21 protein-coding genes are annotated in these 18,619 nt (G+C 63.4%); all 21 read left to right on the plus strand.

Translation table 11 applies throughout. The features are described from left to right. The first annotated feature begins 12 nt into the window (after positions 1-12). Positions 13-477 (plus strand): gp436 family protein, encoded by a 465-nt coding sequence (locus DNA98_RS05620; RefSeq protein ID WP_110527444.1) that lies wholly within the window; start codon positions 13-15, stop codon positions 475-477. Continuing rightward, positions 477-989 carry a phage virion morphogenesis protein gene (locus DNA98_RS05625; protein ID WP_110527447.1) on the plus strand — a complete coding sequence of 171 codons (513 nt, stop codon included), beginning with the start codon at positions 477-479 and terminating at the stop codon, positions 987-989. The genes DNA98_RS05620 and DNA98_RS05625 overlap by 1 nt, the downstream gene beginning before the upstream one ends. Further along, the gene (locus DNA98_RS05630; protein ID WP_110527450.1) at positions 986-1,492 is read left to right on the plus strand and encodes a hypothetical protein; all 507 of its coding nucleotides are present in this window, start codon (positions 986-988) and stop codon (positions 1,490-1,492) included. The genes DNA98_RS05625 and DNA98_RS05630 overlap by 4 nt, the downstream gene beginning before the upstream one ends. Next, complete coding sequence (locus tag DNA98_RS05635) at positions 1,482-1,685, plus strand: hypothetical protein (RefSeq protein WP_110527453.1); 204 nt, start codon at positions 1,482-1,484, stop codon at positions 1,683-1,685. The genes DNA98_RS05630 and DNA98_RS05635 overlap by 11 nt, the downstream gene beginning before the upstream one ends. Further along, positions 1,685-3,103 carry a DUF2586 family protein gene (locus tag DNA98_RS05640; RefSeq protein WP_110527456.1) on the plus strand — a complete coding sequence of 473 codons (1,419 nt, stop codon included), beginning with the start codon at positions 1,685-1,687 and terminating at the stop codon, positions 3,101-3,103. The genes DNA98_RS05635 and DNA98_RS05640 overlap by 1 nt, the downstream gene beginning before the upstream one ends. An 8-nt stretch (positions 3,104-3,111) precedes the next feature. Continuing rightward, complete coding sequence (locus DNA98_RS05645; protein ID WP_110527459.1) at positions 3,112-3,543, plus strand: hypothetical protein; 432 nt, start codon at positions 3,112-3,114, stop codon at positions 3,541-3,543. A 13-nt stretch (positions 3,544-3,556) separates the two neighbouring features. Continuing rightward, complete coding sequence (locus DNA98_RS05650; RefSeq protein ID WP_110527462.1) at positions 3,557-3,811, plus strand: hypothetical protein; 255 nt, start codon at positions 3,557-3,559, stop codon at positions 3,809-3,811. Between the two features lie 1,311 nt (positions 3,812-5,122). Continuing rightward, on the plus strand, positions 5,123-5,557 hold the full coding sequence (gene mraZ, locus DNA98_RS05655; protein ID WP_110527465.1) for a division/cell wall cluster transcriptional repressor MraZ: 435 nt from the start codon (positions 5,123-5,125) through the stop codon (positions 5,555-5,557). Positions 5,558-5,560: 3 nt separating this feature from the next. Then, entirely contained in the window at positions 5,561-6,445 is an 885-nt protein-coding gene (gene rsmH, locus DNA98_RS05660; protein ID WP_110527468.1) for a 16S rRNA (cytosine(1402)-N(4))-methyltransferase RsmH, read from the plus strand. Then, entirely contained in the window at positions 6,442-6,720 is a 279-nt protein-coding gene (locus DNA98_RS05665) for a hypothetical protein (protein WP_174719993.1), read from the plus strand. Before rsmH ends, DNA98_RS05665 begins: the two co-directional genes overlap by 4 nt. Continuing rightward, complete coding sequence (locus DNA98_RS05670) at positions 6,717-8,084, plus strand: penicillin-binding protein 2 (protein WP_110527471.1); 1,368 nt, start codon at positions 6,717-6,719, stop codon at positions 8,082-8,084. Before DNA98_RS05665 ends, DNA98_RS05670 begins: the two co-directional genes overlap by 4 nt. A 22-nt stretch (positions 8,085-8,106) precedes the next feature. Beyond that, a complete protein-coding gene (gene murF / locus DNA98_RS05675) occupies positions 8,107-9,384 on the plus strand; it encodes a UDP-N-acetylmuramoyl-tripeptide--D-alanyl-D-alanine ligase (protein WP_174719992.1) in 1,278 nt (425 codons plus the stop codon). Between the two features lie 40 nt (positions 9,385-9,424). Then, positions 9,425-10,192 carry a hypothetical protein gene (locus tag DNA98_RS05680; protein WP_110527478.1) on the plus strand — a complete coding sequence of 256 codons (768 nt, stop codon included), beginning with the start codon at positions 9,425-9,427 and terminating at the stop codon, positions 10,190-10,192. Beyond that, positions 10,189-11,058, plus strand: a complete 870-nt coding sequence (locus tag DNA98_RS05685) for a phospho-N-acetylmuramoyl-pentapeptide-transferase (protein WP_110527481.1) — start codon at positions 10,189-10,191, stop codon at positions 11,056-11,058. Before DNA98_RS05680 ends, DNA98_RS05685 begins: the two co-directional genes overlap by 4 nt. Next, positions 11,055-12,326 (plus strand): UDP-N-acetylmuramoyl-L-alanine--D-glutamate ligase, encoded by a 1,272-nt coding sequence (gene murD, locus DNA98_RS05690; protein ID WP_110527484.1) that lies wholly within the window; start codon positions 11,055-11,057, stop codon positions 12,324-12,326. Before DNA98_RS05685 ends, murD begins: the two co-directional genes overlap by 4 nt. Beyond that, positions 12,323-13,387 carry an FtsW/RodA/SpoVE family cell cycle protein gene (locus DNA98_RS05695; RefSeq protein ID WP_110527487.1) on the plus strand — a complete coding sequence of 355 codons (1,065 nt, stop codon included), beginning with the start codon at positions 12,323-12,325 and terminating at the stop codon, positions 13,385-13,387. The genes murD and DNA98_RS05695 overlap by 4 nt, the downstream gene beginning before the upstream one ends. Beyond that, positions 13,384-14,457, plus strand: a complete 1,074-nt coding sequence (locus tag DNA98_RS05700) for a glycosyltransferase (protein ID WP_110527490.1) — start codon at positions 13,384-13,386, stop codon at positions 14,455-14,457. The genes DNA98_RS05695 and DNA98_RS05700 overlap by 4 nt, the downstream gene beginning before the upstream one ends. Continuing rightward, the gene (murC, locus tag DNA98_RS05705; RefSeq protein ID WP_255418279.1) at positions 14,454-15,836 is read left to right on the plus strand and encodes a UDP-N-acetylmuramate--L-alanine ligase; all 1,383 of its coding nucleotides are present in this window, start codon (positions 14,454-14,456) and stop codon (positions 15,834-15,836) included. Before DNA98_RS05700 ends, murC begins: the two co-directional genes overlap by 4 nt. Positions 15,837-15,866: 30 nt before the next feature. After that, complete coding sequence (locus tag DNA98_RS05710) at positions 15,867-16,691, plus strand: UDP-N-acetylmuramate dehydrogenase (protein WP_110527493.1); 825 nt, start codon at positions 15,867-15,869, stop codon at positions 16,689-16,691. 44 nt (positions 16,692-16,735) lie between these two features. Then, entirely contained in the window at positions 16,736-17,365 is a 630-nt protein-coding gene (locus DNA98_RS05715; RefSeq protein ID WP_110527496.1) for a cell division protein FtsQ/DivIB, read from the plus strand. Next, the gene (gene ftsA, locus DNA98_RS05720) at positions 17,362-18,606 is read left to right on the plus strand and encodes a cell division protein FtsA (RefSeq protein WP_110528290.1); all 1,245 of its coding nucleotides are present in this window, start codon (positions 17,362-17,364) and stop codon (positions 18,604-18,606) included. Before DNA98_RS05715 ends, ftsA begins: the two co-directional genes overlap by 4 nt. Positions 18,607-18,619: the final 13 nt, after the last annotated feature.

Below are 18,619 nucleotides of genomic sequence, written 5' to 3' on the forward strand. Positions count from 1 at the left end.
TTCGGGGGCAGCGTGGGCGCGTACATTACCCGCAATGACATCGGCAACGCCATCGCCGAGGACGTGCTGAAGTACCTGGTGGACGACGAGCGCCAGGGGGCCATCACGCCCGCGGGCGAGGAGCGCATCGAGCAACGTATTCAGGATGCCGAATCCGAGGTGAACTCCTATCTCGCCCAGCGCTACACGCTGCCCCTACCCGAGGTGCCCCCGGTCCTGAAGGCCCGCACCCTGGACATCGCGGTCTACCGCCTGTTCTTGCGCCGCGGCATCCGGCCCGGCAGCGCCGACGAGAGCGTGATCGATCAGTATCGGCTGGCGGTGTCCTGGCTCAAGGACGTGGCGACCGGCAAGGCCTCGCTCACCTTCGCCAACGGGCTCCAGGGCTCCGACGGCGCCAAGGTGGACGGAGGGTCCAAGCCCCGCATCACGGCGCAACCCCGGCGCTTCAGCCGGGACAGCCTGGAGGACTTCTGATGGGCGTGCGCATCAGCGGTGACCTCGAGGGCCTCGAGCGCCGGCTGCGCAGCATGCGCGACCTCTCCCTACGCCCCGCAGCCCGCAAGATCGGCGAGGCGCTGGTCTCCAGTAGTATCCGTCGCTTCAACGAGCAGAAGGCCCCCGACGGCACCCCCTGGCAGCCCCTGGCCGCCTCCACCATCGCCCCACGCAAGCGGGACTTCACTCGCTCTGGACGGTTACGCAAGAGCGCCGAGCGTCGGCTAGTGAATCGCAAGATCTTGATCCAAACCGCACGGCTGCGCAATTCCATCGCATTCACGGTCAACGGCACCACGGTCGCGGTAGGGACCAACGTGGTCTATGCCGCCACCCACCAGTTCGGGGCCAAAGCCGGGGCCTTCGGCCGGACCTCCAGAGGCCAGGCCATCCCCTTCGGCGACATCCCGGCGCGGCCCTTCCTGGGAATCTCCCGGGAGGACCAGGTTGAGATCGAGCGCATCCTCAAGGGGGGGCTGGACACGCTATGACCTTCGAGATCGCCCGCCAGCACCTCATCAATGCCCTGCGGCACGCTGGCCTGCCCGAACGCTACATCCTGCAGACGCAGGTCCCTGACCAGGAGTACCCCAGCGGCGTGGCGGCCTACCTCTACCCCGTTTCGGGCCGGATGACCCGCGACGGCAGCCGCGTCCGCGCCGACCAGGATCCCACCATACGGCGGCTGTGGGAGGGGAGCGGAAATCTGCGCCTGACGCTCTTCGCCCGAGACCAGGCCGAGCTCGCTCAGCTTCTACAGGGCATCCTAGAGTTCCTATACGACAACACCCTGACTCACCCGAACGGACAGCCGCTGGAGTTCCCAAGCGGCCCGGTTGGGATTTCGTACGTCGACAACGAGGGCATCCTGGTGTCCCAGAACGCGGTCATTTTGGACTTCCCGTTTGAGCTGGCGATTTTCCGTGAGCACGGCTGGGTCCCGATCGAGATCCAGATCGAAGCAGAGATCGAAGGAGGAGCAGATGGCGAGTGAAGAGAAAGGCGGCGAGAAGCCCCTGAACCCCACCATCGAAGAGCACGCCAAAACGCTGGGCACCCCGGCCTGGGCGCTGGCGGGCGTGAAGGTGCGCGAACGGTGGGCCGAGGGCCAGCGGGTCACCGAAGCGGCCTTCAGGGCCGCAGTCGAGCGCTTCCTCAAAGGCCCCACCGACGGGAGGGTTGAGTAATGGCACGTCTACCGGGCGTATATCCAGAAATCCAGGACGGCGGGCTTGGCATCGTCGCACCCGCAGGTGACGGGCAGCGGGTAATTGTGGGGGTATCCAGCGCGGGGCCCGTGAACCAGGTCGTCGCCGTGTCCGACCTCGGCGACGTGCCGAGCAAGCTGGGCACCGGCCCGCTGGCCCGCGCGGTGGCCGATCAGCTCGCCTTCGGCGGCGGTCAGGTCTACGCGGTGCGCGGCAGCGCGGACGTGGCGGGCGTGGTCACCCCCGACGCGGCGAACCCCACCACCCCGGCCGTCACCATCACCGGCAACCCGCTTGACGCCTACGAGCTGGTGGTGACCATCACCAAGGCCGGAGCTATCGGCACCAGCGCCTTCACCTACAGCCTGGACGGCGGAGACACGGTGTCGGCGCAGATCGCTACCGCCGCCACCTATACCATTCCGGGTACGGGCTTGACGCTCAACTGCGCCGTGGGCAACTATGTACTGGACTCGGTATACAAGTTCAACGCCACCGCCCCCAAGCTCTCGGTAAGTAGCGCCCAGGCCGCGATTCGGGCCGCCCTCAACACCAACCTGCTCTATGAGTACATCCAGCTCGCCCAGCCCTCCGACGCAGCCACGTGGGCCGCGCTGGACGCTCTGGCGGTCGAAGCGGCCAACAACTTCCGCTACATCTTCTTCCTGGCCGAAACCGTGCCTCCGGACGCGGCTACCGACGTGGACACCTGGGTCAACGCTCGCCTGGCCGAGATGGCTAGCTTCAGCTCCAAGCACGTGGCGGTCGTGGCCGCCTACGGCGAGGTGGTCGACACCCTCACCGGGCGCATCGAGGTACAGAGCCTGGCTGCACGTATCGGGGCCCGCCTAAGTGCTAGCCCGGTACACGTCAAGGCCTCCTGGGTACGGCCTGGGCCGCTGCCTGGTGTAGTGGAGATCGCCCCTTTCGTTATCAGCGGCACGGTTAAGTCCACCACGTTCACCAATGCTCACGCCCTGGCCCTAGAGCAGGCCGGCTTCACCACGGTCTACAAACTCGAGGGCCTTTCCGGGGTGTTCGTGGTGGAGGACCGGATGGCCGCCGCGCCCACCTCCGACTTCAAGGTCATCGCCAACCGGCGGGTGGTCAACAAGGCGGTCCAGCAGGTGCGGCAGGCCCTCCTGCCCTACGTACAGCAGGACCAGGACCCCACGGCGGCCAGCGCCACACTGAAGGCGATGGAGGCCGACGCCCAGCAGTCGCTGAACGCCATGATCGCGCGCGGCGAGGCGGTGAGGGCTACGGTGGTGATCCCGCCCGGCCAGGATATCCTCGCCACCTCGCAGATCACCATCCGCGTGCGCATCGTGCCCAAGGGCTACTCGAGGGAGATCATCCTCGATCTCGGGCTCGAGAATCCCTTCAAAACCGCTTGAGGTAAGTCATGGTTAACGGACGCTACTACGACTGGGAGCACATCACCATCAAGCTCAAGGGTGGGACCCTGGTAGACGTCGATTCTATCGAGTACAGCGACGAGCAAAAGCTCAACCGCAAGTACGGGAAGGGCCGCAAGACTCGTGGCTATACCCTGGGTAACAAGCAGGGTTCGGGCAAGCTCTCGCTGATGCGTGAAGAGTACGAGCGCCTGATCCAGGATGCCGATGTCAAGGCCAAAGGCCTGTACGGTATCGACCCGGTGAACATCATCGTCTCGTTCGATAAGGGGGACGGCGTGGTCAGCACCGATACCCTTGAGGCCGTCAAGTTCACCAAGCGTAGCTTCTCCGGCATCGAACAGGACACCGAGGGCCCTACGGTAGAGTTGGAGTTCGAGATCCTCGGCGACATCATCACCGACGGCGTACCTGCCTAAGCTAAGGAGCCACATGGAGAAAGCCTTCTACACCTTTGAGCACGAGGGCGTAAGCTATCGTTTCAGCCGCCCATCTGCCCAACAGATCGACGCAACCATCGCAAGGGCCCGCAAGAGCCCCACAGAGGCGGCTGCCAGCTTCACCCGGGCAATCATCGACCGCGACCAGCGGGAGGCATGGGATGCTCTGCTAGCCGAATATCCCGGGTTCGCCCAACGCGTCACCGAGGGCGTGCTCGAAAAGCTGGGTTTTCCGATCGGGGGCTAGCGACGCGGCTGGCGGAACCCCTCAGCCCGTTGCAGCAGTATGCCGCCCTCATCCGCCACTGGCTCCACGAACCTCCTTCTCCTGACCTCGACGTTTTCATAGAGCAGACCCGCCAAGCGCTCTGGCTAGAACGCCGCTACTATCCCCCCACCAAGCCCCAGCCCGGCCCCACCTGAGGGGCCGGTTCCTATTTCGCAGTTACCCACAGCCAGCCACACTATGGTCTGGTCTAGGAAGAATAGCCCCACCCGAGAACGTTCAGGACAAAGATTAAGGTCGGGTTCTCATAATCCAACTTGGAAACCAGGATGGACAACTTCTACTGAGTTTAGAAAGTGAGGTTTGTCGCGCAGCAGAAAAAGAAAACTCGATCAGGGCGGTAGAAATCCAGCTTGGACACCTCAGCGCCAGCTTGGACATCGTGTGTGTAAATTTGAAAAATGTTTTTCATTCAATCCTTCGGCAAGAAATTCGAAGCTTAAGGCAAAAATCCAACTTGGACATCCCAGTCAACCAGCTTGGACATTCGAGGGGATTTGGAGGCCCAGGCTGGATTATGAGAGCGCCCCAGCTTGGACATCCGGACTGGGGCCAGCGGCAGGCCCTACAGGCTCGCCACCACATGCCATACGCGCGATCAGGGCGGAGATAGACAGTTTTATCCGCAACGTCAGCCCCGTTCTCAGAATCCTCATACAAGCCCACTTCTGACAAATAGCGTGAATCAAATTGACAAATAGCGCGACCCAGAATGGACAATTCTGACAAATAGCATGACCCACCCTCATCATCGAAAAGGCCGCGCTCAGTTCCACCCGAACACAGCCTTTTTACGCTTGCCGCCGCGCTTCACACCACTTGATTCCAGCTCGTTCTACTTAATACGGCTACTGACCAATACCGTAGAGCATTACACATACCGCCTTGGACGGCGTTAGTCATATCGCATCTCGCCTGCGCCAATATTAAAACAGTATTAAGCCCCAAGTGTTAATCCGCAGAAATAGCGGACTCAGAAGCAAATCGGGCAGCGAGGTAGATCAAGGCTACCACTGACAAACAGCTTGACCCGCCCCTATCCCTAAGGCGGTCTTTTTGCCCTCACCACCTCATGCCCCCCAAATCCAGCCCCCTACCGCCGAGCGTTACGCTTTGGCCTGGTGGTAGGGTAGTGGGATAGAAGTGGGAGCAAGTGGTAAAACGTGGTACAACCGTGGTAACCTGAGGTACAGAACAACCCTTCGGGTGGGAAAGTGCTCAGATAAAGACACAACCTCCCTTCAGAACGCAGTTTTTAGGCCCGGGTGAGAGATGCCGTTTGGTGAATACCAATACAGCCTTGACGACAAAGGAAGGGTTGTAATCCCTCAAGCCTTTCGTAACTTCGTGGAGGACGGTGTGGTGATCACCCGCGGGCTCGAGGGCTGCTTGTACATGTTCCCCCTCTTAACCTGGTCCAACATCGAGAAGCAACTCTTAAACCTTCCCCTCACCGATATGGAAGCCCAAAAATTCGTGCGCTTTTTCTACTCGGGAGCTTACAAAACCCAGATGGACAGCGCCTCGCGGGTGATGATCCCTCCCCCTTTGCGCAAGTTCGCGGCGATGGAGGAATCCAACGATGTGGTAGTAGCCGGGGCGCCCACCCGGCTCGAGCTGTGGAGCGAGGCGAGGTGGTGGGAGAGCATCAATAAGGTCCTGGAAAATCCCCCGGCCCCCGAAGCCCTCAAAACGTTGGTTGGTTGATTTATGGACAAACCCCTCTTCCATAGCCCCGTCCTTTACCACGAAGCCCTGGAATACCTGAACGTGAAACCCGGGGGGCTCTATGTGGACGCAACCTTGGGCGGAGGCGGCCATACCCAGGGCATCTTGCAACGGGGAGGCCGGGTAGTGGGGTTCGATCAAGATCCTGCCGCCATCGAAAGGGCTCGGAATTTCCTGCTTCCAGGTCTATCTCCGGAACAACTCACGTTGGTAGAGGCCAATTTCCGTTACCTTCAAGCCGAGCTCCAATCTTGTGGCGTTCGGCAGGTGGACGGGGTACTCGCCGACTTAGGGGTCTCGAGCTTCCACTTCGATGATCCCAAGCGCGGCTTCAGCTATCGCTTAGAAGGCCCCCTCGATATGCGTATGGCCAAGGAGGGCCGAACCGCCGCTGAGGTGGTCAACGAGCTCGAGGTGGAGGAGCTCGCCCGCATCCTGCGCGAGCTGGGAGAGGAGTCCAAGGCCTGGCGCATCGCCCGCTGCATCGAGGAAGCCCGCCGAAAAAAACCCATCCAGACCACCACCGAACTCGCTGAGATCGTGCGGCGGGCTACGGGCTTCCGGGGAGCCGGTCACCCTGCCCGTAAGACCTTTCAGGCCTTGCGTATCTACGTGAACGATGAGCTAGGGGCCCTGCGAGAGCTGCTCCAGGCCGCCGTGAACGTGCTGGCGCCCCAGGGGCGGCTAGTCGTGATCAGCTTTCACTCCCTTGAAGACCGCATCGTCAAGCATTTTCTGCGCAACGAACCGCGCTTGCGGGTGCTTACCAAGAAGCCGCTCGAGCCTAGCGAGGAAGAAGCCCTCAAGAACCCTCGAGCCCGTAGCGCCAAGCTGCGCGCCGCCGAACGGCTTAGGGAGGCCGCATGAACTGGACCCCGGCCATGCGGGTGGGCTTGCGCTGGGCGTTCGTCTACCTAGGATTGCTGGCTTTGTTACTGGCCATCGGGCATTGGAACCAGGCGCAACGCCTGGGATTAGAAACCCTCGAACAGCGCGAACAGGCCTTAAAAACCCAAGAGACCCGGCTGCTGCTGCAGCGCTATGCGCGGATGTCCCCCCTGGAACTGCGCAAGTGGGCCGAAGAAAACGGCTACATACCGATGAGCTTGGGACAGTGGATCAAGCAAGGGGGTAAGCCATGAGTCAAGCCAGTCTGAACCGCGTCTGGGTAGTGCTGTTTGGCAGCCTCCTCTATCTTGGCCTGATGGGCCTGGGGCTCTACCAGCTAGTGCAGCAATCCCCCCGGCTTACCTTCCGACCTCCGGCCCAGGAGGCCCAAGGCGGATTGCGGGGGCGCTTGTTAGCCTCGGATGGCACACCGCTGGCTATAACCCCCGAACAGGGCCAGCGTTTCTACCCTTTGGGGGTGTCGGCTGCCCAGGTGCTGGGCTACGGTGAGCGCGGCAGCCTGCGAGGCTTGGAGGGGCTCGAGCGCGACCTTGAACCCACCCTCTCGCAAGGTCTGGACGTGCAGCTCACCCTCGATCCGGTGATCCAATCTCTGGCCGAGCGAGCCCTGTGGCAGGGTCTCGAGGCCTCGGGGGCGGAGTGGGGCTCGGCCCTGGTGATGGAGACCAAAACCGGCAAACTCCTGGCGGTGGCCAACGGTCCGGCCTTCGACCCCTCGGCCCCCCGGCGCGACCCCAGCCAAGACCTCTCCTGGCGCAATCACGCTTTCCGGGTGGCGCTCGAGCCCGGCTCGACCATCAAGGCCCTCACCGCCGCCACCCTTCTGAACGAGGGTGCAGCTTCCCTCGATACCCAGGTCGAAGCCCCCATGAGCCGCCGGATCGGCGGTTGGACCATCAACGATGTGGTACCGCACCCCAAGGTGCTGACCCTCCAGGAAGTGCTCAAATATTCCTCCAATGTGGGAATCAGCACCTTAGCCAAGCGGATCAACCCTGCGGTGCTCGAGCGTTACTTCACCGCTTTGCACTTCAACGACCCCGAGCCGATGGCCATCGCCAAGGTGGCAGCCCCTCGGATGCGCCCGGCGAGCGCTTGGAGCGAGGTCGAGTACGCCAATCACACCTTTGGGCAAGGCTTCCTCATCACCCCTCTTCACCTCACCGCTGCCTATAACGCGTTAGCCAACGACGGAGATTACGTCCCCCCCACCCTCTTCGAACCGACGAGCAAGCCGGTTCCCGAGCCGGTATTCCGGCCCGAGGTGGCCCGCCGCCTTCGCAGCGCGCTGGCCCAGGTGGTGGTCAAAGAAGCCCAGCTGCCGGGATACCAACTGGGCGGTAAGACCGGCACTGCCCAGGTGGTGGTCAATGGGCGCTACTCCAACGAGATCTTTACCGCCCTCTTCGCCGGATTCCTCCCTGCCCAAGAACCCAGGGCCACGGTGGTGGTAGTGGTCTACTACCCCAAGGGTGGACGCATCCACGGGGCTTGGGTCGCCGCCCCGATTTTCCGCCAAATCGCCGCAGGGCTCTTTGCCTACTGGGGAGTACCTCCGGCAGAGACCACCAAACCCGGTACACTGGATTCTCGGTGAGGGTTTTGTGCATGATGTGTATATGACGCCAGTTAGGGAAGTAACACCGGAATGGGTAGCGCAGGTCACCCAGGGAACCGTGCACCCACCGGTGAGGCCCGCCCTAGACCTGACCTGGGATTCACGAACGGTCAGGCCGGGATCGGCCTTTATAGCCCTGCCGGGGGCCAGGGTCCACGGGCGGGAGTTCGCCCAAGCCGCCCTCCAGGCGGGAGCTGCCTTCGTGCTCACCGACCAGGCCCACCCCGGGGCGGTCCAGGTGGTAGACCCTGCGCGGGCTCTGCTCGAGCTGGGCCACGCCCTGCGCCAGGAGTTCAGCGGGGTGGTGGTAGGGGTAGGCGGCAGCTCAGGCAAGACCACCACCAAAGAAGCCATCGCCCAAGGGCTGGACTGGCCCAAGCCGGAGGGAAACCTCAACAACGCCCCGGGACTGGCGCAGTTTTTCTTCCGCCTCGACCCTCGCTCCGCGGGGGCGGTGGTCGAGCTGGGCATCGATCGTCTGGGCGAGATGGGCGAGCTATGCTACTTGGCCCAGCCCCAGCTGGGCGTGCTCACCGCCTTGGGAGCTGAACACCTGGAAGGGCTAGGAACGTTGGAAAACGTGCTTCGCGAAGAGTCCAGGCTTTTGGCCTCGAGCCACGTTCGCTTGGCCAGCACCCAGGCAGCCGAGTTGGTCAGCCTGCCCGGCCTCAAAACCTACGGGATCGAGGCCGGAGATTTCCAAGCCACGGACCTCGAGCTGAGCCTAGATTCCACCCGGTTCCGCTTCAACGGGCGGCGGGTGCATCTCCCCTATCCGGGCTTTGGCCCCTTGCTCGGCGCGCTGGCTGCGCTGGCGGTAGCGGAGTTGGTGGGGGTGGCGCTCGAGCCGGTGATCGAGCGCCTCTCCCGGTTGAAGCTTCCCCATGGGCGCATGGAGCGCCAGGAGAAGCACGGCCTGACCTTCCTCAATGACGCCTACAACGCCAACCCTCTATCGCTACGGGCGGGGCTGGAGTTCCTGCGCCACCTCCCGGGCCGGAAGTGGCTGGTGTTGGGGGAGATGCGTGAACTGGGGGAGGAGAGCCTGGCCTACCACCTCGAGGCCGCCCGCTTGGCCACCTCGGTAAGCCCAGACGTGGTGTTCGTGGGGAAATTCGCCGCAGCCCAAGCCGCAGAGGCCGGGGGCGTGGGGCTGGAAACCTTAGAGGAGGCTAAAGCCTACCTTAAAGCCTACGTTCAGGCCGGGGATCTGGTCTACCTGAAGGCCTCGCGTTCCATCGGGCTCGAGCGGCTCCTGGAGGGTTGGGATGCGCAGTGACTCTCAGACCCTCCAAACCGGGCTAGAGCAAACTCGGAACATGCATCCGCGCAAAGCCTTCTTGGCCATGGGGGTGGCCGCGACCCTAGCGGCCTGCGCCCCGCACTCCGGGGCCGCCTCTAAAGAGCCAACCCTGCTGATCGCGGGGGGGGTAGTTGAGGGCCGCTGGGTACGCCTGGGGAGCCAGCAGTTCGCCCTACCCGCAGCACCCGTCTTGGCCGCAGCGGACGGCGAGACGGTCTATGCAGCCTATCCTTTCCAGCTTTTGGTCTACCAAAGCGGCCTCCTCAAAGAGAGCCTCCCTTTGCCCGGCGTGCCGAAGTTCATGCAGGTACGTCCTAAGGTGGTGCTGGGCGGGGACTTTGGCCTCTTTACTCCGGAAGGTGGCCGTTTTGCCCTTACCGCCAGCGATGCGATCCACACAAGCAGGGGCCTGTATTGGGTGGACGGGAAAGCGCTTTACGCCGGATATCGCAAGATCGCCGACGGAAGTTTCGACAAGATCGTAGGTGACGAAGATTATGTAGTCGCCCTGACCAAGCGCGAAGCCTACCGCTGGCCGGAGGGGGTGTGGTTCCCGCTCCCGGCGGAACCAAGCGCTGTCGCCCTGGCGGACGACTTGTATCTGCTGACCCCGGAGGGTATCTATCAGCTAAGCCGTAGCGGGCTCATCCTTCGCTTTTTGGCCGGAGCCTTTACCGACCTGGCCGCTGACGCCCAAGGGGTGTATGCCCTGCGAGATGGGCAACTCCTTCGGCTTTCCTTCGATCTTCAGCTCGCCTCATCAAACAGTAAAGGAGTTCGATGAGCATCGCCGCCGCCCTAGTTCTCTCTTGGTTCTTGGTAGGCCTGTGGATAGGCCTGATGCGCTCGTTGAAGTTGGGCAAATCGGTACGTCTGGATGGCCCGCAAGCTCACCTCAGCAAATCTGGCACCCCGAGCATGGGCGGGGTGGCGTTTTTGCTGGGGGCCGCCGTGGTGTATTTCCTGGCGGGCGGGGATCGCTATGCCGGGCTTTGGCTGCTGGGATTGGGCTTCGCCCTGCTGGGTCTGGCCGACGACCTAGCCGGGATGCTGAAGCGCCCGCTCAGGGCCAGGGAAAAGCTAGGGTTGCAGTTTCTGATGGCGCTGGTCTTCGCGCTATGGGCCGAGCGCCAACTCGCCGCGCCCTACCTGGGGCAAGCCCTCGATATCGTCATCATCACCCTGACCATCGTAGCAGCGGCCAACGCCTTCAATTTCACCGATGGGGTGGACGGGCTTCTCAGCAGCGTTACCCTGGTGCTGCTTTTGCCTTTTGCCGGGCTAGCCCTGGCCCAAAGCCTCATCGGAGCGCTTTTGGGTTTCCTCTGGCACAACTCGCCCAGGGCTAAAGTCTTCATGGGCGACACCGGCAGCCAGGCCTTGGGGGTGCTGGTCGCGGGGCTTTTCATCCTGCAGGGGAAGCTGTGGTTTTTGCCGCTAGCGGCCCTTATCCCTGTGCTCGAGGTGCTTTCGGTGGTGATCCAAGTGACCTACTTCCGCCGCACCGGGCGGCGCCTTTTTCGGATGAGCCCGATCCATCACCATTTCGAGCTCGCCGGGTGGGAGGAGAGCAAGGTGGTCTTCCGCTTTACCGTGGTCACCGCACTCTGCACGGCGCTTGCGGTAGGGCTCTGGGGAGGGCTGAGATGAGGAGGGCCGAACGCCTGGTCTTCGGGCTAGGCCGCAGCGGGATGGGGGTGCTGCGCTTCCTGGCCCGCCACCGGATGGAGGCCCACTGCTTTGACGAGAACCCCAAGGAAGCCGAATACCTGGCGGCGGCCGAACTGGGGTTTGCTTTCAACGACGACCCCAAGCCCGGGGAGTACCAACAGGTCATCGCTGCCCCCGGGGTACCGCTGGATCACCCTCGGCTTTTGCGGTTGCGGCAAGGAGGGGCTGAGGTCATCGGGGAGGCCGAACTCGCATACCGCATGGTGAGCACCCCCATCGTAGGCATCACCGGAACGGCGGGCAAGGGCACTGCTACCGTCGCAACGGCCCACTTTCTGCGGGCGCTGGGGTTCAAAGCGCTCGAGGGGGGCAACCTGGACCCGCCCCTGCTGGACATCATCGAAGAGGCCGAGGTGGCGGTGGCCGAGCTCTCCAGCTTCCAGCTCGAGCGCGTCGTACACTTCCGCCCACGGGTGGCGGTGCTCTTGAACCTGGGGGTGGACCACCTGGACCGGCACCACACCCTGGAGGCCTATCACGCCGCCAAGCTCAACCTAATTCGCAACCTCACCCCCCAGGATGCCCTGGTCTATAACGCCGAGGACCGCAAGATCGCCCAAGCCGTCCAGGCTTCCCCGGCCCAAAAGTACCCCTTTCATCCGGGGGCGGATCCGCGGCAGACCAACCTGCGCGCCGCCCGGGAAGCGGCCCGGGCCTATGCCCGCATAGCCGGGAGAGCCGTGGATGAGCTGGTCTTGGACGAGGCCGAAACGACGGCCCCCAGGCTTCCGGGCCGCTTCGACGCCTTCGCCCGTAAAGGACAGGTGGTCTTTATCGACGATTCCATCGCCACCCGCTACGACGCGGTGAAGGCGGCTTTGCAAGCTGCGCCAGCCCCTATCGCTTGGATCCTGGGGGGGCGGGACAAGGGAGCCCCTACCACAGGGCTCGAGCGCATCGTAGCGGAGCGAGTTCGGGTGGTTTTGGCCATTGGCGAAGATGGCCCCCGGATGGCCCAAGCCTTCCGGGAGTGCGCCGAGGTGGTGGAGATTCAAGCGCCCACCGGCGAGGCCACCTTGCGCAAAGCGGTAGAGGAAGGGCTCTCGAGGCTGTCAGAGGGCAGTATCCTCCTGGCCCCGATGGGCACTTCCTTCGACCAGTTCAAGGACTACAAGGAGCGCTCGCAGGTGTTTCGCCGGGTGGCCTTCGAGCTAGGGGCAACGGCGTGGGAAGGGGGTAGACCATAGACCCTATTTTGCTCACCGCCCAGCTCCTGCTGATGGGCTTCTCCCTCCTCGGGGTGGGGGTGGCCGAGCCAAGCCTGCAGGGTTCCCACCTCATCCGGCTGGGCGTGGCGCTGCTGGTGACGCTGGTGACCTGCTGGCTCTCCCCTGGCTTCCTGACCCGCCAGGCTCGAGTGCTCTATCTGGTGGCGCTGGGGCTCCTGGTCGCGGTGCTACTCATGGGCGAAGGGCCAGCCGGAGTGCGCCGGTGGTTCGACCTTCGCCTTTTCAACTTTCAACCCTCCGAGCTGATGAAAGTAGCGATGGTGATCTATCTGGCCGCTTTTTTCCACCAACGCGGCACCGATTACCCGATCTTGGGACCGGTGCTGGCGGTGGGCCTGGCGGCAGGTTTGATCATCATCGAACCGGATTTTGACACCGGGCTGTTCATCCTGGCCCTGGCGGCTTTTATGCTCATCGTGATCGGGGTTCCCTGGCGCAGGCTGCTGGCCATCGGGGCCTCGGCCAGCCTCATCGCCATGACCATGCTGGGCTTTTACCTAGATCGCTTCAGCTATGTGCGCGAACGTTTCGAGGGCTGGGTGGCCACCCTCAGCGGAAAAGCCGACGTAACCGGTGCCGCCTACCAAATCACCCAAGCCCAGAAGGTGATCGTAGGGGCAGGACCCTTAGGGCACGGGCCAGGGGCAGCACTCCCACACCTCCCCGAGGGGCATAACGATATGGTACTGGCCTCGGTGATCTGGGCCGGAGGTTGGTTCGCCGGGCTGATGGTGCTGTTGGCTTTTGGGTTGATCTTCGCCCGAGGGATGCAAATTGCTGCCCGCACCCAGGGGGCCAACAGCGTGATGGCTTTGGGGCTTACCGCCTACCTCACCCTGCAAGCGGCCAACAACGTCGGGGTGGTGATGGGGTTTTTGCCGGTAAGCGGTAGCGCGCTGCCGCTGGTCAGCTACGGGGGTAGCTCGATGCTCGTGGCCGGGCTGGCCCTGGGGCTGTTGCATGCCCTTTCTAGGCAGGCCTTACACAACCATCCGCCCTCCAAGGAGGCAAGAGCATGATCTTAGTCACCGGCGGTGGCACCGGAGGTCACTTCTACCCCGGCTTGGCCGCTGCCCGCGCCCTAAAGGCGCTCGGCCAGGAGGTGACCTATGTGGGGGCGGTGGGCGGGCTCGAGGAGAGGGTGTTACCGAACTCTGGGTTCTCCTACCGGCTCATCCCGGCAGGAAAGCTCTCGCGGGAAGCCTTGCGGCCCAAAGAAGGCTTTAAGGTGCTCAGGGGCTTGTGGGAAGCGGGAAAGCTCCTGCGGGAACTGCAACCTCAGGCGGTCCTCTCGACGGTGGGTTACGCGGGCTTTCCCCTGGCTTTCGCCGCCCAGCGAATGGGAATACCCACCGTGATCCACGAGCAAAACGCCCGGCTGGGGCTTTCTGCGCGGTGGCTGGCGGCGGGCGCCCGGGCCATCGGGCTTGCGGTGCCGATGGAACTCCATCGCCCCTGGCAGGCCAAGGCCCAGGTGGTGGGCCTTCCCGTGCGGGAGGAGAGGCATGACCCCCGGGCAGCCAAAATCGCGCTGGGGCTCGAGCCAGAAAAACCCCTGATCCTCGTTTTAGGGGGCAGTCAAGGCAGCCTGGAGCTTAACCAGAATCTCCCCCAGCGCCTGAGGCCGCTTTTGGGCGAGTATCAGGTGCTTCACCAAAGCGGCCCTCGCTGGGAGTCGCTGATGCAAGAGCGCTGCGGGGACTGGCGCGGCTATACCGTGCGCGGCTACCTCGACACCGCTTTGGCCTTCTCCGCCGCCGAGCTGGCCATCACCCGGGCGGGAGCTGCCACCCTGGCCGAAGCCGCCTATCACCGTGTTCCTCTATTAGCCGTGCCCCTTCCTGCCGCGCTGGACGGAGGGGCTCAGCTGGCCAACGCCCGCTTTTACGCCAGGCGGGGGGCAGCGTATATGCTGGAGCAGGGTTGGGAGGGCTTCCAAGCCAGCCTGGCTCCCCTGCTCGAGCCCTCGGTGCGGCAAACGCTGCGTGATACAATCGCCCAGTTGTCGCCTGAGGGAGCCGCTTTTCGGCTAGCCCGGATGGTGCTGGAGGTCAGTTTGCACAAAAACGCTCGGGAGGTCACAGGGTGAAGCGAAGTTCGCCAAAAGCGCCCCACTACCATTTCATCGGCATCGGGGGCATCTCCATGAGCGGCCTGGCGGCCATCCTTTTGCAAGAAGGCTTCCAGGTCTCCGGTTGCGATACCCAGATGAGCGACCTGACCGACGGGCTCAAAAAACAGGGGGCTATCATCTACCAGGGTCACCATCCGACCCACCTAGAGGGGGTGGATCGGGTAGTCGCCACCACCGCCATCCCTGAGCACGAGCCCGAGTTGATGGAGGCCCGGCGGCGCAACATCCCCACGCTGCGGCGGGTTCAGCTGCTGGGAGAAATCCTCTCCCAGGGCTATTCGCTGGGGGTGACCGGCAGCCACGGCAAGACCACCACCAGCGCGATGCTGGCCTCGATCTTCCTCGAGGCCGGGACCGACCCCACAGTGGTGCTGGGGGCTAAGCTGCCTTCGATGGGGGGAAGCGCTCGCCACGGTAAAGGCAGATACCGCATCGCCGAGGTGGACGAGTCCGACCCCTGGTTCTCCCACCTAGCCCTGGACGTAGCAGTGGTGCTGAATCTTGAACCCGACCACGTAGGTACCCCTACCGAACAGCGGCCCAACTACCACCCCGATTTCTCCTCGCTACAAGAAGCGGTGCGGCGTTTCGCCCGCAACGCCCGGCGGCTGGTATACAACGCCGAGTGGCCGGGGCTGGAAGGGCTACTCCTTCACCCGAACCGGGTGAGCTTCGGGCTCGAGCGGGGCCACTGCCATGCCCGCAACCTCGGCCTCTTCCCCATGGCCAGCCGTTTCGAAGTGGTGTGGAATAACGAGCCCCTGGGGGTGGTGGAGCTCAGGGTACCGGGTTTGCACAACGTGGTGGATGCCCTTGCGGCCACGGCGGTGGCCCTGGTCGAGGGACTCCCCTTCTCCGCCGTCCAAAAAGCCCTGGCCGCTTTCCGCGGAGCCCACCGCCGCTTTGAGCGGTTGGGAGAGGTTCGCGGGGCTTGGCTGGTGGATGACTATGCCCACAACCCTACCAAGGTACGCTCGGCGCTGGAGGCCGCCAAAGGCACTGGGCGGTGGGTGCGGGCGGTGTTCCAGCCCCACCGCTACCTGCGCACAGCCCAGCTTTGGGCCGAGCTCGCCGAGGCGTTAAGCCTGGCCGACGAGGCGTTGGTGCTGGAAGTTTACTCGGCGGGTGAGCCACCCATTCCCGGCGTCAGCGGGCGAATGATTGCCGAAAGGCTGATCGAAAAAGGACACAACGCCAAGTTTATGGGTTGGAACGAGGCGCTGGATTATCTGCAAAACAACATCAAGGATGGCGACCTGGTACTGACCATCGGCGCAGGAGACGTGTGGAGGCTCGGGCATGAGCTGCTCGAGCGCGCCAAGGAGCGAGCATGACGGGGGGCCAAGCCCCGGGGAGGCCAGCCGATGAAGGTTGAACGGGTGTTCCTCAAAAACCATACCACCTTGGGGGTGGGGGGACCCGCCGAGCTGTGGACGGTAGAGACCCTGGAGGACTTGCCCAAGGCCACCGAAGCCCCCTACCGCATCCTAGGAAACGGTTCCAATCTTTTGGTCGCGGACGCTGGGGTGCCCGAGCGGGTGATCCGGCTTGGGGGCATCTTCAAGGAGTGGAGCTTTGAGGGTTGGGTAGGGGCGGGGGTAATGGTCCCGACCCTTCTACTAAACAGCGCCCGGGCCGGGCTTTCCGGGCTCGAGGGGCTTTATGGTGTTCCTGCGCAGGTCGGAGGAGCGGTCAAGATGAACGCCGGAACCCGTTTCGGCGAGATGGCCGAGGCTTTGGACACCGTAGAGATTTTTCACGATGGTGCCTTCCACCGGTACCGCCCTGAGGAGTTGGGGTTTCGCTACCGTCACTCTGAGTTGCCACCAGGGGGGATCGTGACGCGGGTCAAACTCAAGCTCAAAGAGCTGGGCAAAGAGGCCGTACGGGCCAAGATCGCTCAGGTGGACGCCGCCCGCAAGGGTCAACCCAAGCGGAAAAGCGCCGGGTGCGCCTTTAAGAACCCCCCCGGCGACTCGGCAGGGCGCCTCATCGACCAGCGAGGGCTCAAAGGGATGAGCGTCGGTAAAGCAATGATCAGCCACGAGCACGGCAACTTCATCGTGAACCTGGGCGGGGCCACCGCCCAGGAGGTGTACGCATTGTTGCGGCGGGTGCAGGCGGTGCTCCCGCTGGAAGTCGAATGGGAGATCTGGGGTGAGCTGGAACCCCAGGAGGTCATCCGGTGAAGCTCGAGGCACGGCCTTCCCGATTAAGTGGGAGAGGATAGCCGATGATCGTTCGCCTGTTGCTGATCGTCTTGGGCTTGGCTACGTTGGGGGTAGCCAGCCGGGTACTTCTACCCACCGAGGAGGTCGTGGTGGTCGGAAACCACCACCTCTCCGCCGCCGAGGTTCGCAAGCGTACTGGCCTCGAGCCCGGCACCCCTTGGCTGTGGGCCTGGCCTTACAAACTGAAAGGGCTGGAGGGGGACCCTTGGGTCAAGCAAGCGCGTTTGGAGCGCCCCAAAGCGGGCAAGCTGCGAATCGTGCTGGAAGAACGTCAGCCCATCGCCACCTTAGTGCGCGGAGAACAGCGTCAAGGGCTCGCCGCCGACGGCACTTTCTTGCCCAAAGCCGCGCTGATCAAGCCGGTGCTCGAAGGCGTAGGGGTGGTCCCAGTAAGGGATCTCCTGGTACTGATCAAAACCTTTCCCAAAGTGCAAAAGATAAGCTTCAATCCGGCCGGATATAGCTTAGAGTGGGAAGGTGTGCGGGTCTGGGGGCCCAATATCATGGAGTTGCAAAGGTGGGCGCAAGGGGGCAAAATGGGCGCTAGCATCAAAACGGTGACGAGCGCTAAGACGGTAGCAAGTGCCATGACGGTCAACGTTTATTCGTGGGGGGTGAGCCAGCGCCGATGAGCATTGTGGTAGGACTGGACGTTGGAACCACCAAAGTCTGCACGGTGATTGGCGAACTCTCGTCCGATGGTATTCTCGACATCATTGGCGAAGGCACCGTTCCGTCGCAGGGGCTCAAGCGGGGCGTGGTGGTCAACCTCGAGCGCACCTCCGAAGCCATTCGACAGAGCCTTTTCCAAGCGGAGCGGGTGGCTGGGGTCAAGGCCGAACGGGTCTATGTGGGGGTAGCCGGGACCCACGTCAAGAGCGTGACCAGCCACGGTCTGGCCGCGATCCGGCGGGGCCAGAGCATCTCCGCTGCCGACGTGGAGCGGGCCATCGAGCAAGCCAAGGCCTACCCTTTCGAGGGGGATTACGAGCTAATCCACGCCCTGCCACTCGACTACCGGGTGGACGGGCAGGAAGGCATCAAAGACCCCATCGGGATGGCTGGGGTGCGGCTCGAGGTGGATGTACACCTGGTGGCCAGCGGGCGCGGCCCGCTGGCCAACCTGCGCAAAGCGGTGGAGGACAGCGGGGTGGAACTGGCCGGGCTGGCCTTGCAGTCCTACGCCTCAGGCCTAGCCGTGCTGGCCCCCGAGGAGATGTCCATGACGGTGATGCTGGTGGACATCGGCGGGGGCACCACCGACGTGGCGGTGTTCAAGGGGGGCCGCCTCTCGCACTCGGCCGTGATCCCTCTAGGCGGCGACCACGTCACCCACGACATCACCCAACTGCTCAAGATTCCCTTCGAGGAAGCGGAGCGGGTCAAGAAAAAGTATGGCGCAGCCCTGCCCGAGCTGGCCGACCCCGAGCTGGTGCTGGAGATCAACCAAGAAGGCGGGGTAGTGCCGGTGCCCGAGCTGGCCCGCATCATCCGTCCAAGGCTGCGCGAGATTTTGCATATGGCCCGCTCGAGCGTGGACGAGGCTTTGGGCCCCCTCGAGATCAGCGTGGGTAAGGTGATCCTCACCGGAGGAACCGGACTTATGCGGGGAGTGGAGGAGTTAGCCCGCAAGCAGTTCAACCTGCCGGTGCGGCTAGGCCGCCCAATGGGGGTGAGCGGTTTGGTAGATGTGGTAGCTTCGCCCACCCACGCCACCGCGGTGGGGCTGGTGCGCTACGCAGCCTCGCGTGAAGTCAGCCATCCGCTGAGCAAAAGCAGCCCCCGCGCCCCCAAGCCCAGCCGCAGCGAGGAAGCTGGTAGTGGTAGTGGGCTGTGGGAGCGGATCAAAGGCATGTTCAAGGACTTCTTTTAAGGCAAAGGAGCTA

Origin of the sequence: Meiothermus sp. Pnk-1 (genome assembly GCF_003226535.1) — a bacterium.
Classification (GTDB): domain Bacteria; phylum Deinococcota; class Deinococci; order Deinococcales; family Thermaceae; genus Allomeiothermus.

Bases quoted from the DNA above. Each gene is read 5' to 3' on its own strand.
- DNA98_RS05625 (WP_110527447.1), top strand. From the start codon at position 477: ATGGGCGTGCGCATCAGCGGTGACCTCGAGGGCCTCGAGCGCCGGCTG.
- DNA98_RS05630 (WP_110527450.1), top strand. From the start codon at position 986: ATGACCTTCGAGATCGCCCGCCAGCACCTCATCAATGCCCTGCGGCAC.
- DNA98_RS05635 (WP_110527453.1), top strand. From the start codon at position 1,482: ATGGCGAGTGAAGAGAAAGGCGGCGAGAAGCCCCTGAACCCCACCATC.
- DNA98_RS05640 (WP_110527456.1), top strand. From the start codon at position 1,685: ATGGCACGTCTACCGGGCGTATATCCAGAAATCCAGGACGGCGGGCTT.
- DNA98_RS05645 (WP_110527459.1), top strand. From the start codon at position 3,112: ATGGTTAACGGACGCTACTACGACTGGGAGCACATCACCATCAAGCTC.
- DNA98_RS05650 (WP_110527462.1), top strand. From the start codon at position 3,557: ATGGAGAAAGCCTTCTACACCTTTGAGCACGAGGGCGTAAGCTATCGT.
- mraZ (WP_110527465.1), top strand. From the start codon at position 5,123: ATGCCGTTTGGTGAATACCAATACAGCCTTGACGACAAAGGAAGGGTT.
- rsmH (WP_110527468.1), top strand. From the start codon at position 5,561: ATGGACAAACCCCTCTTCCATAGCCCCGTCCTTTACCACGAAGCCCTG.
- DNA98_RS05665 (WP_174719993.1), top strand. From the start codon at position 6,442: ATGAACTGGACCCCGGCCATGCGGGTGGGCTTGCGCTGGGCGTTCGTC.
- DNA98_RS05670 (WP_110527471.1), top strand. From the start codon at position 6,717: ATGAGTCAAGCCAGTCTGAACCGCGTCTGGGTAGTGCTGTTTGGCAGC.
- murF (WP_174719992.1), top strand. From the start codon at position 8,107: ATGACGCCAGTTAGGGAAGTAACACCGGAATGGGTAGCGCAGGTCACC.
- DNA98_RS05680 (WP_110527478.1), top strand. From the start codon at position 9,425: ATGCATCCGCGCAAAGCCTTCTTGGCCATGGGGGTGGCCGCGACCCTA.
- DNA98_RS05685 (WP_110527481.1), top strand. From the start codon at position 10,189: ATGAGCATCGCCGCCGCCCTAGTTCTCTCTTGGTTCTTGGTAGGCCTG.
- murD (WP_110527484.1), top strand. From the start codon at position 11,055: ATGAGGAGGGCCGAACGCCTGGTCTTCGGGCTAGGCCGCAGCGGGATG.
- DNA98_RS05700 (WP_110527490.1), top strand. From the start codon at position 13,384: ATGATCTTAGTCACCGGCGGTGGCACCGGAGGTCACTTCTACCCCGGC.
- DNA98_RS05710 (WP_110527493.1), top strand. From the start codon at position 15,867: ATGAAGGTTGAACGGGTGTTCCTCAAAAACCATACCACCTTGGGGGTG.
- DNA98_RS05715 (WP_110527496.1), top strand. From the start codon at position 16,736: ATGATCGTTCGCCTGTTGCTGATCGTCTTGGGCTTGGCTACGTTGGGG.
- ftsA (WP_110528290.1), top strand. From the start codon at position 17,362: ATGAGCATTGTGGTAGGACTGGACGTTGGAACCACCAAAGTCTGCACG.